Source organism: Pseudomonas capsici, from assembly GCF_017165765.1.
GTDB classification, from domain to species: Bacteria; Pseudomonadota; Gammaproteobacteria; order Pseudomonadales; family Pseudomonadaceae; genus Aquipseudomonas; species Aquipseudomonas capsici.
In genome coordinates this window covers 491909-504075 of record NZ_JAFGZD010000001.1, presented here as the reverse complement: position 1 = coordinate 504075, position 12167 = coordinate 491909, and the positions used below count along the sequence as shown (strand labels likewise).

General features: G+C 57.8%; 8 protein-coding genes. 1 reads left to right on the top strand and 7 read right to left on the bottom strand.

The window, feature by feature from the left end:
- Positions 1-33 precede the first annotated feature (33 nt).
- Positions 34-993, top strand: a complete 960-nt coding sequence (locus JSY17_RS02140) for a LysR family transcriptional regulator (RefSeq protein ID WP_117180777.1) — start codon at positions 34-36, stop codon at positions 991-993.
- Here JSY17_RS02140 and tssM read toward each other — a convergent pair.
- The 7 genes from tssM to tssH all read right to left on the bottom strand — a co-directional run bounded on the left by tssM (position 961) and on the right by tssH (position 12161).
- Positions 961-4458, bottom strand: coding sequence for a type VI secretion system membrane subunit TssM (gene tssM / locus JSY17_RS02135; RefSeq protein WP_206401304.1), 3498 nt, complete (start codon positions 4456-4458; stop codon positions 961-963). The two genes, JSY17_RS02140 and tssM, sit on opposite strands and share 33 nt — an antisense overlap.
- The gene (gene icmH / locus JSY17_RS02130) at positions 4458-5330 is read right to left on the bottom strand and encodes a type IVB secretion system protein IcmH/DotU (RefSeq protein ID WP_206401299.1); all 873 of its coding nucleotides are present in this window, start codon (positions 5328-5330) and stop codon (positions 4458-4460) included. Before icmH ends, tssM begins: the two co-directional genes overlap by 1 nt.
- Positions 5331-5332: 2 nt before the next feature.
- Positions 5333-6667, bottom strand: coding sequence for a type VI secretion system baseplate subunit TssK (tssK, locus tag JSY17_RS02125; RefSeq protein WP_206401296.1), 1335 nt, complete (start codon positions 6665-6667; stop codon positions 5333-5335).
- Positions 6660-7160: a type VI secretion system lipoprotein TssJ gene (gene tssJ / locus JSY17_RS02120; protein WP_206401412.1), complete on the bottom strand. Its 501-nt coding sequence runs from the start codon at positions 7158-7160 to the stop codon at positions 6660-6662. Before tssJ ends, tssK begins: the two co-directional genes overlap by 8 nt.
- Positions 7160-7870 (bottom strand): type VI secretion system-associated FHA domain protein, encoded by a 711-nt coding sequence (locus JSY17_RS02115; protein ID WP_206401292.1) that lies wholly within the window; start codon positions 7868-7870, stop codon positions 7160-7162. Before JSY17_RS02115 ends, tssJ begins: the two co-directional genes overlap by 1 nt.
- A gap of 206 nt (positions 7871-8076) precedes the next feature.
- Complete coding sequence (locus JSY17_RS02110; RefSeq protein WP_206401409.1) at positions 8077-9582, bottom strand: sigma-54 interaction domain-containing protein; 1506 nt, start codon at positions 9580-9582, stop codon at positions 8077-8079.
- Complete coding sequence (tssH, locus tag JSY17_RS02105; RefSeq protein WP_206401406.1) at positions 9582-12161, bottom strand: type VI secretion system ATPase TssH; 2580 nt, start codon at positions 12159-12161, stop codon at positions 9582-9584. Before tssH ends, JSY17_RS02110 begins: the two co-directional genes overlap by 1 nt.
- Between the last annotated feature and the right edge of the window lie 6 nt (positions 12162-12167).

The window sequence follows — 12167 nt, the reverse complement described above, 5'->3', positions numbered from 1 at the left end:
AACACTTCAATCATTTTAAACTTGGACTTGATAATGGATTTGTTCCAGGCAATGTCGGTGTACGTAAAAGTCGTGGAAGCTGGCAGCATGACCGGCGCAGCTCAGGAGTGCTCGATCTCCACGACCATGGTCGGCAACCATCTGCGAGCCCTGGAACAACGCCTGGGTGTAAGCCTGCTCAAGCGCACCACCCGGCGTCAGCGCCTGACCGAGTTCGGTAGCGCCTATTACGAGCGCTGCCTGGAAGTGCTGGGGCTGGTGGCCGCGTCCGAGCGACTGGCCGAGCAGGCTCAGGGCGAACCCTCTGGCATCCTGCGCATTACCGCGCCACTGACATTCGGTTCGGAAGTGCTGGCTCCGTCCCTATGCGAATTCTCGCTGCAGTTTCCCAAGGTCAAGCTGGATCTGGTTCTGACCAACCAGCGACTGGACTTGCTCGATAACGGTTTCGATGCGGCTATCAGAATGGGCAACGTGCCGGAAAACTCCCGCCTGATTGCAAGGCCCTTGCAGGACTACACACTGACCATTTGCGCTTCACCGGATTACCTGGCCCGTCGTGGCATGCCCCTGCGCCCTGAAGATCTGCAACTGCACGACTGTCTGGCCTTTGCCTACCCGGCCGGGGATGACTGGAGCGGTGTGGAAAAACATTGGCGCCTGACCGGACCGGACGGTGAAGTCACCGTGGAGATAAGCGGCCCGATGGTGATGAACAGTTCATCAGCGCTGTACCGGACCGCCAGGGCTGGGGCTGGCATCGTCATGTTGCCCGATGCCTTTGTACAGCAGGACCTGCGCGATGGTCGGCTGATTGCGCTATTGCCCGACTATCATTTGCCCAGCAGGCCCATGCATCTGATCTACTCCCCGGATCGCTACCAGTTGCCCAAGTTGCGCAGCTTTGTCGACTTCACCATGGAGCGCTGGGGCAAACAGGTGCCTGAACAAGAGATGGTCTCAAAGCTGTGCCGGCATCCGGAATCTGCGTAATGGCGCAACATCGAAGGGGTTGGGCGCCCGCTGGGCAAGTAACAGGTAATTGGCCCGCAACCCTCCTGCATCGGCCTTGAGTACCAGCACATCGCGGCCCTGCAGGTATTCGGTCTGCATCAGGTCGAGCAGACGGAACAGTGACCATGGCCCGCTACTTTGCTCGATACCGATAGGCCGCTCGGCCATTCGTTCGAGTACCAGACTGGCACGACCGTCATCCGCATCGGTCGGCCATCTGAACGAAACCGGCACGATCGGACCATGGCGGTACTCCATCACCTGATTGCCAAGGCGAAACTCGGCACGGCTCACGGCCGGGTCCAGCGTGTAGGGTTCCAGCTTGAACTGCACCAGCGGCTCCTCGGAATTCTGCGCAAAGAAGCTCTTGCGAATGGTGTGCACGCGGGCCATCTGATCGAGATAGGCGCGGCTGACTGGCAAGCCCGAACCATCAATGGTGCGCAGACGATAATGCCCCGGATCGCCACTGACAAAAGGCTTCATGTAGCTGTCGAAAAAACGCTCGGCCAGGCCCTGGGCCTTGAAGAACTCCCGAAAGTCGTTGAGGGCCACATCGCTGCTGCCATGGGCATGAAACGGATAGCGTTTTTCAAGAGATTGCTCATAGAAGCTGTACAGCTCATTCCGGTAGCGCTGGTTGATATATCGATAGGCGCTCCCCAGAAGCCATGACCAGGTGTCTTCAGCCAGTGCGTTGAACCATCCGCCAACAGGCTGAGGCAACAGGGTGGATGCATGGCGCAGGTTGCTCAACGCATCCCGCTGCCCCGTCATGCGGATTCTGGCCATCTCGAAAGCCATCAGCTCAGGCTGGCCGGATCGCCCCAGAGTGGCGAGTTGCAGTTGCAGTTCGTTCAAAGGCTGCATGACCGCCAGCAGTTCCGCAGCCGGGCCGTTGTGTTCGTCCAGCAGACGATGCAAGGGTTCGAAGCGTCGCTGCAATGCCTTCTTCGCCGTATCCGGCAGCCCGGGAACCAGAGACGCTGTCTGATCGGTTGCCGCAGACGCCACCGCGTTCAGCGCCCCCGAAGGATCAACTGCCGTAACCTTTTCCAGATTTTCGGCAACGCTCGGAAACAGCGTGTTATCGCGCACTTGTGTCAGCAGTTGCAGTAACGGCGAATTGGCTGCTGTCATGCCGGCTGCCTGAGTCGCGCCATGCAGAGGGCCTTCAAAGGGTTGCAATGCAACCTGACCGACCGCTTCGCTCCAGTGATTGGCGTAATCGAGAAAGTACAACTGCTCCAGCTCGACCATCAGACTGCGCATTTCCATGCCGCTCAGGCCTGTACCCTCGCCCAGCACCCAGTTGTCACGCAGGATCTCATTGACCGCACCAACGCCCTGAGTCACAAAGAACTGCTGGTAGCCTCGCCGGGTGTAAAAACCGGGGATCGGGTATTGCGTACCGACCAGCAGACTGGCCTGGGTGCCGATATGTTGAGCCAGACGATAGTCCGCCAGGCTGCGCGCCTGCTCGCGCAAGATCCGATAGACGATAGAGGCCAGTGACTCACTGCGCAGCACCTGACGAGCCTGCGCCACCAGTGCATCGTTGACGGGGTAAGTGAAAGGTTGCCGGAGCAGGCGCTCCAGATGACCATTGAGTTCGCTCTGTTCCCGGGGCAGGCCTGCATAGCGCAACGCCCAGTCAGCAGCTATCCAGTCCCGCAGCCAGGCTTGATCGCGGCGTTCTGGCAAATGCAGCATCAGGTAGGCTCGCAAACTGCTCAGCAGTTGTTCCCGATCCTTCATGCTGGCCTGTATCTGCGCTTCCAGTGTACGGGCTACGCGGGGTAACAACCGGTTTTGCAGTTCCGCCTGATAGGCACTCAAAAGTACCTGATTGCTTGTTTCCCCCTGATAAAGGCCGCTGCGCTCATACAGCGCGACTTCTTCCCTGCCGGGAAAGACCCGTGTGGCTTCATGGCTGAGGTTCAGGGACTTGAGTATCGCCAGGGTATCGGCCTGGGCATTCATCTCCGAACGTTGCCGGGTCCATTGCTGAGCCAGATGACGGATACTTTCCAGACGCTCATGATTGGCGCTGAAACCGTTTGCCCAGAGCGCGCCGAACAGCACCAACAGCATCAGGGCCGCGCAATACGCGCCGCGTCGAATCCAGTTCATCCGCTGGCGCTCGCCCTTGTCCATCATGGCCAGAGCCGCTTCGGGAAAGATCACCCGACTCAACAACTGACGAATGAAGCGCGGACGCCCGGTATGCATGCCTGGCAATGCCCTGCTGTTGACCGGTGCAGGCTCACCCTCCTCTGCACTGATCTGCTGAACGCCCGGGAGCAGATGAGGCGCACGGGTCAAATAAAAACCCCGCAATTGCGTGGCACGCTGATAGCGACTGCCCGCAAAAGCCATTTCGGCAAACAGTCCCAGTCGATCCCCGATCAGCCCAAGCTGATCGGGAAATCCGAGTATGCGCCCACGACGCTGCGGGTCATGCTCCTGGTGAATGCGCATGATGATCTGGCTGCCAAGGCGTCGCAGCAGCGTTTCGAATTCCTGGCGGAGCACATCGGGATCACTGCCGCGCTGATCCTTGTCGAACGTCGCACCCAGAACCTGTTCGCTCTCTTCTCTGGACAAATGCTCGAAAAACTCGTCGAACCCCGTCAGCATGTCAGCCTTGGTCAGCACCAGATACACCGGTACATCGACCCGCAACTGGCGATGCAACTCATCCAGACGGCTGCGCACCGCTTCGGCGATCGCTTCCAGGCGGACCTCATCGCTACCGGACAGAATCTCGACGGGTAATGTCACCAGCACACCGTTGACGGGACAGGTACGGCGCCGAGTACGCAACAGCCCCAACAGCGTCAGCCAGGCGCCGGCATTGACTGGCGACTGCCCCTGCTCCAGATAGCGCCCCGGTGTATCGATGAGCACCGCCTGATCGGCAAAGTACCAATCACTGCTGGCCGTACCGCGCATATCGCGAGTCAACTTGCGCTCGGCCTTGTTGAGCGGGAAGTCCAGACCGGAAAAGTCCAGCAGGCTGGTCTTGCCACTCCCGGCGGGACCAATCAACAGGTACCAGGGCAAATGCTCTCCATCGCCGCCATACAGACTGGAAAGTCTGATGACACGCAAGGCGTCCTTGAAGCGACCGGATAATTCCTTGTGCTCCTTTTCAATCAGGGCCTGCTGACGAAGAGACTCCTGACCTGCGGTGTCGGACTCCTGTTGCTTCCTGGCCGCCGCGCTGCGCCAACTGACGAAGACCATGCCCAGCCCCCACAGCAGAAACAACAGGCTCACGGACAGGAGACGGGAGGTGGGACTTTCCCAGAACTTGTGATCGGCCACGGCCAGCAGCGGCCCCGCGAACCATATGCACAGTGCTACAGATAACACCGACAGCAGTGTCCAGACCCATGTCCTGAACAACAGGGCTGCCAGTTTCTTGAAGAGGTTTTTCATTACATGTCTCTGTTTACAAGCGGGGACTCGAGTACTTCGGAATGGATCTGGCGATACGGTTTGAGCACCGTCTCGCGCTGCTCGGCCAGCACCCAGGCGAATCCTGAATACATCACGGCCAGACTCACGAAGGTGAACAACCCGAGCAGCCACCAGGGTGCCGTGCGAAGGCTCGAACCCTGTCGGGTCTGCACCCCATGCCAGTGCGGCGACAGTTCGGCGCAGACATCCCCACGCAACTGCCGGATCTGCCGGTAAAGGCCGTCACGAATCCCTTCCAGCTCGATATTGCCGCGCTTCATCACGCGGTATTTACCTTCAAACCCCAGAGACAGGCACAGATACATCAACTCAAGCATGGGTAAATGCCGGGCTGGATTGCTCGACAGGCGCTCCAGCAACTGAAAGAACTTTTCGCCGCCAACGGTTTCCTGGTGAAAATGGCTCAACAGGCTCATCGTTGACCATTCAGCGCCCCAGGAGGTGCTCAGTACGGTTTCATCAAGCACCGTACACAGCACATAACGGGCAGCCAGCAGTTGATCGCTCTCTATGCCGTCCTGCCGTGCTCGTGCCTCGAAAACCTTGATGCCCCGGGCAAGCCGGTGGTTCAGTGAATGAAGCTCATCCGCCTCTTCACTTGCAGTGCCTGCCAGCTTGACCATCTGCGCCAGCAGATCACTCGCTGCCGCTACCAGCGGGTTGATGTTGATGCTGAAGGTTTCTGCCGGAGCCAGGCGTGCGGTGTAGATCAAGCGCTCTTCAAGCTGCTCGAAAGCTGGCGGTCTGGCAAAGTCGGTGAAACTGCCATGGCCAGTATCCTGCTGATGAACCACCTTGGCGTCGTGGTCGTGTTCCATATCAATGCGCATGTTCATGAGTTCCTGATGGCCCAGAATTTCAGATCGAGCCCGTCAAACTCACCTGAAACATGGAAAGCAAAGCCACCGGAGTTTTCTACCCGCGCTTGTTCCTGTGCGTTGAGTTCGAGAATGAAATAGGTCTTGTTCGAGTGGAACGGTATCTGCCGGGGAGCGACCGGCAGTGGTCTGAGCCTGATCCCTGGCAGATGCAGATTGACCAGTTCGCGAATGCTCTCTACGGACCCCACCTTGAGATGTGAAGGCAGGCGATGACGCAGCTCTTCCGTATCACAATGCGCACTGGCCGCCAGAACGAAGGACGCCGCCCCCAGCAATTGCTGATCCACACGCGGGGATACCAGAACGCCATACTGACGAGCCTGCAGCTCCAGTTCGATTGCATGCTGTTCGAGCACCATCGACAACACTTGCCGGATCTCGGTCATCAAGGCCCTGAACGTCGCACCCTGATTGCTGTGCCGATAAATGCTGCTCAATGCAGGGCGTCTGCTGTCGCTGCCGAACGTGGCCAGGTCGCCCAGCATGCCCAGCAGCACGCGATACAGCTCTTCGGGATGAACCCCCTCGATATTCAGGTAATGCCTGAGCAGCAGTTCGGTGCGATTGATCAGTTGCAGCATCATGAAGTCACCGACTTGCGCGCCACCGACCTCTCCGCTTGCACGAACGCGCCTGGCAATCGCATCGCCACGATACTCCAGCAAGCCCACCACTTCCTTGAGGCATGAGACCAGATAGGCAGAGCGACGGGCATTGACGAATGTCGGGATGAAGTCAGGAGCCAGCGTGATGGCCTTGTCAGGTGAAGCCGACAGGACATGACACACCTTGAGCGTCACATAGGTCTGCTCACTTTGCGGCTCACCCGCCAGCAGGCGAAAGTCAGGACGCGCGCAGACAATCTCCGCAGTGTTTCCGTCACCGGCATTGGAGTCCGAAACCCTGCGGGTATAGGTGATATAACGGGCCAGAGCATCCGGCAGTTCCGGCCCCCGCGCTTCCATGCAATTCCCGGTCACCAGCGGCAATGCCAGATAGACCGGCGTGTCCATGATGTTGGGCGGTATATCCAGGGCCAGGGGTTGATCGCTGTCCCGAAGATCGAAAATGCTGCCATCAGGAAGAACGCCCGACGCCTGGGCGATCACAATCTGTCCGGAAGTCAGGAACTGCGGATTTATCATCAACTCTGTGAAGCCCCACAGATAGGCACCGGCCAACCGGGTGCGGACTTTCATCTGATGAGCGTAGTAACGGTCGTTATGCTGAAAGTGCTGTGGACGCAACAACATGCCTTCGCGCCAGATGACTTTGTGCTCATTCATGGCTGGTCATGCGCCCTGGCTGATAATCATCGCTGCGGTGAATACCGGCGTCATCGAGTGTCAGCTCGACCCGGGTATGGCCCTGTGTCGTCAATGGAATGACATGGCGCCACCGGACTTCAGGAAGGTTTCGATAAGCAGCCAGAACCCCGACATACTGGCTGTCCTTCCCGGTCTTCAACTTGAGAAAGATGTGCTGTCCTGGCAGTAACTCGAGTTCCTCACTGGCCACCAGATCCTGACTCAAGGATTCTCTGGCCCGTCCATAGAGACTGAAAAAGTCCATGTTCTCGAACGCAACCGGATGCTTCAGCTCCATCAGACGCAAGACGACCGGAGAGGATCGACCATTGATATCGGGATTGAGGCCGTCATTGGCCGTCACTTGCAGACTCAAGCGGGTCTGGGTCGAGTAAGGCGACAATGCCGAACAACTGCCAAGTGCCAGCAGCACGGGCAACATGATCGAACTCTTGAAGCAAAACATAAGCATCATCCTTGGACGTCCAGGTAGAGGGTGTTTATCAGTTGAATCTGTTCTTCATAGGCATGAACAAAGTTGCGAAGCAGCAGACGCTCCTCCCATGCATGCTCTTGTTCCAGAGATTGGTAATGGCGCACATAGGCACGCCAACGACGCCCCGCCGTTGGCAATGATGAAAGAGCGCCATCTCGCTCAAATTGCCAGGTCAGTTGTTGCGGCGAGAAGTATTCAAATGTGGCTCGCGCCAAAGTACGACTGGCATCAAGCATGGCAACTTGATGAGCCTGCAAGTCTCGAAACGCCTGAACAAGTGACGACACTTTTAACTTTCCATACAGCAGACCATCAATGGCCGTACTGATATCGAACTGTTCAAATGGATCAATACTTTCCGGTGCCAGCTGCAACTCACTTTTCAATTCACGGCAGGTACTCAGATTTCTCTTCAGACCGCCAACACATTGCCTGAATAATCGTGCGGTATTTAACGCAAGAGCCTTGCGAGCCGCCGAATCGAGGTGATCGAGATTGATACCCAGCGCCTCGCCAAATGCTTTCCAGAAGTCTTCCGTGAGCACTTCCGGTTCGCCCCGGCAAGGCTCGGCAGGCGGCATGTCAATTAACGCAGGCAGCAGAAGGCACTCGGTATCTACGCAGGCATGATCCATGACTGCACCTGGGTCCAACAGGGCATTCCTCTCATCAAAGAAAGTTTCCATCACTACTTCTCTTGCAGTTACTTGCCACGCCTTATTGAATCGGGGTCACCCAACGTTCGATACTCGTCATCAGAAAACTTGTAGTGACCGCCACATCCCGTCAGAAAGATCAGAAACACAAGAACAAAAACAGCAGGCAGCCAATAGCGAAGACTCATAAATTCCTCCATGAGAATGGATATAACGGATAATGTTTTACTTATCGATCAGGCATGCAGCTCGTCACGCCCGATATTCAAGTGAGACATGCGATAAAGCAGAGTACGACGTGCCAATCCCAATTCACGCGCTGCCAGACTGCGATTGCCACCACTCTTTCTCAAGGAATCAAGCAGTACACAGCGCTCGACTTGCTCAAGACGCTCTCGCAGATTAAGCGTGGTATCACGAATCAACAGTTTCACATCGAAGGAAAAGTGTTCAGGCAACAGTTCGTCCCCTTCACATAACAGAACAGCACGCTCTACAAGCCCTTTCAGTTCACGGACATTGCCGGGGAAGTTGCGTCGGCACAGCAGCAGAAGCGCCACCTCGGACCATTGCACAGGTGCACGATCAAGAAGCTGACAGGCCTTGTCGGCAAAATGCCGTGCCAGTTCTGCGATGTCGCCTTCACGATGACGCAAAGGGGGTAACTCGATGGGAAACTGGGCAAGCCGATAATAAAGGTCTTCCCTGAATAACCCTTCGGCGACCAGGGCCTGGAGATTGCGGTGGGTTGCCGCAATGATTCGAACATCGACCTTGCGGGTTTCACTCGAACCCAGAGGGCGTATCTCTCCTTCCTGCAAGACCCGCAACAGCTTTGCCTGCAAGGACAGCGGCATATCACCAATCTCGTCCAGCAATAACGTGCCACCGTTGGCGGTGTCGAACAGCCCCGCGCGGTCACGGTCAGCACCGGTAAATGCACCTCTGCAATACCCGAACAACTCGCTTTCCAGAAGTCCCTCCGGGAAGGCCGTACAGTTCTGCACGACAAAAGGCCTGGAACGACGAGGGCCATGATCGTGAATGGCACGAGCCACTACCTCCTTGCCTGTACCCGTCTCACCGGTCAGCAAGACCGTGTATGAGCTGTGCAGCACCTTGCCGATCAAGTGACAGGTCTGATGCATGACTTCGCTCTGGCCGATAAGGCCATACCGTGCCCGGGAAGGCTTCACTTCGAGGGGGCTGCTGAAAGGTCGCAGACGCTTCAGCAAGCGCAGCTGCGAAAGTACAAATGACCCGAGCTCGCCCAGAGACTCGGCAAAACCATCGAGCACTCTGCGATTCAGACCGGCGCACAGCAGCAGACCGACGACGCTCTGCCGTTGATCCAACAGAGGCACGCACAGCAACGATTTCCAGCCTTTTTCATGAGTCGGTAAAAAACCGGTGTCATAGATCCCGGCACCGAGCTCGCTCACACTGACAACCTGGTTCTGGCTGAGACAGAACTGCAATAGCTGCTCAGCCTTGCAATCCAATTCAAGACTTGCAGGGCTTACGGGAACAGTCACACCTTCCAGCGACTCGGCACACAAGTGCAGACGGGTATGCGTGGCATCGAGCAGATATAAGCGGCCCAGCTCGCACTCACTCAGTTCGGCGGCGGCAAGAGCCATCCCCTGCAACAGCATCTCGCTGTCGGAAAAATGCGCAAGACGAGTGTATTGAGCACAGAGTCTGCGGGCATAGCCCAAGGGTTCTTCGATTGAGCTGAACATCATGCGCACTCGCAAATGACGGTGCCGGTGGCGTCAAGCGTGGCATGCACGGTTTCGAGCCTTTCACCCCGGGCCATGGCATCGAGCACCCGGTCTGCGATCAGCGGCATCACGTGCAGGTCAAGCAGGGAATCCACCAGTCGTGCGCCACTGTCACTTTGCGCGCAACGCTCCGCCAGGTAAGTGACCAGCGCCTGGCAATGACTGAAGACCAACAGCCGGGATGAGAGACGCTCCCCCAGACGACGAAGCTTGAGTTCGATCAGCTCGCGCATCAGCAGCTCATTGACCGGGTAATAAGGCACCACTTGCATCCGTGCCAGCAACGCCGGCTTGAAGTGGGCACTGAGTGCCGGACGGATAATCCTGTCCAGTTCATGCGCTTCGGGCCGCTGGCCGTTCCGACACAGCGCCGCGATAGAGTCGCTGCCCAGATTGGAGGTCATCAGGATCAATGTGTTGCGGAAGCTGATCTCCCTTCCCTCTCCGTCATTGACCACGCCCTTGTCGAAGATCTGATAGAAGAGATTCAACACATCGGGATCGGCCTTTTCCACTTCATCCAGTAAAACCACCGAATACGGCTTTTGCCGGACAGCCTCGGTCAGCATTCCACCTTCACCGTAACCGACGTAACCGGGCGGCGCGCCGATCAACCGGGAAACCGTATGTTTCTCCTGGAATTCGGACATGTTTATCGTGATCAGAAAACGCTCGCCGCCATAAAGCAGATCAGCGAGCGCCAGAGCGGTTTCTGTCTTGCCGACACCACTGGGACCTGTCAGCAGAAAGACTCCGACAGGCGCATCGGGCTTGTTCAGACCCGCAGCAACGGCACGCATGGAGCGATCCAGGGCCTCAATGGCCTGCTCCTGTCCGCGGATCCAGGCACGCAGGCCCGAGGCGAAATCGGCCACCTTGTCGCAGTATTCGCCAGCCAGTTGGGAAAGCGGAACGCCTGTCCAGGCACTGATCACCTCGGCGACCAGACGGGGGCAGACCTCGAAACTGACCAGTCGATGGCTTGACTGACTCCGGGACAGACGCTGATGAATGACTTGCAGTTCATGCTCAACTGATTCGGGCACGCCTTCGTGCCCCAGGCGCGCATCAGCCAGTTGCTGCCGCAATCGGAGCAGATGTTCAGCATCCTCTCGTTGCTGATGCCAAAGCCGCTCCAGCTCGGCCTCTTCCTCGCTCGCCTGTGCCATCCGGGCCTGCAGCGTATACAACAGACACGCATCGACCGCTAAACCTGCATCTGCGTCGCGTCTCAGAGCATCGATCTGGCGCTGCCCTTGCGCCAAACCGGCACGCACCCGCTCCAGGCTTTCGGGAGCCGCTGCGAGGCTGATCCGAACACGGGCACAGGCCGTGTCCAGAACATCGACCGCCTTGTCCGGCAACTGCCGCCCGGACAGGTAACGTGCCGATAACCGGGCAGCCGCAACAACCGCATCGTCACGCAGATAGACGCCGTGACTCTTTTCATAGACCGGTGCCAGACCACGCAGGATGGTGATGGCCTCCTCCACCGAAGGCTCATGCAACTGTACCGGCTGAAAACGCCGCGACAGGGCCGGGTCTTTCTCGAAATACCTCTTGTACTCTGCCCAGGTGGTTGCCGCGATGGTCCGCAGTTCACCCCGCGCCAAGGCAGGTTTCAGCAGATTCGCCGCATCGGAACTACCCGCCTGGGCTCCGGCACCGATCAGGGTATGAGCTTCATCGATAAACAGGATGATGGGCTCGGGCGAAGACTTCACCTCATCGATGATGCCCTTGAGACGACGTTCAAACTCTCCCTTCAGGCTTGCTCCGGCCTGCAGCAAGCCCATGTCCAGCGACAACAGCTCGACACCCTGCAAGGGCTGCGGGACTTCGCCCCGGACAATTTGCAGCGCCAGCCCTTCCACAATTGCGGTCTTGCCGACACCCGCCTCCCCGACCACAATCGGATTGTTCTTGCGCCGACGCGCCAGAATGTCGACCATCTGCCGGATCTCGGGATCACGACACAGAACCGGATCGAGCTTGCCGTCGCGGGCCTGGCGAGTCAGGTTATGGGTGAAACGGGCCAACAGGGATTCGCCTCTTTCCAGAGGGATGTGGGCAGAGGCAGTCTGCTCACCAAGCGCGAAATCACGCAGACGGTCGATATTTATCTTCGCCAGCAATGGCTGATAGCGGCTGCCGGCGCAGCGGACCGGATTACGCAACAGCGCCAGGATCAAGGCCGCCTGCCCGATCTGACTCTGGCCCAATTCCAGATTGGCGACCAGTAACGCATCCTGAAGCCACTGCACCAGTTCCGGGGCAAATACCGGGTTGCGGGAACAACTGTGTTCCATGCTCGGCTGCAGGATTGCAACCAGACTTCCCGGCTCTACATCGGCGTCCTGCAAGGCACGGGACAGCATACCGTCTGGACGCTCGAGCAGGGCCAGCAGCAGATCCTCCACAAGAATCTGGCTCCCGCCTCTTGCCACACAACGCTCGGCCGTTCCTTCAAGGTCTCTGCGGGTGACGGCATCCAGCGCATTGACAAGTTGTTGCAGGTCTACATTGATCATCGATATCTGTCC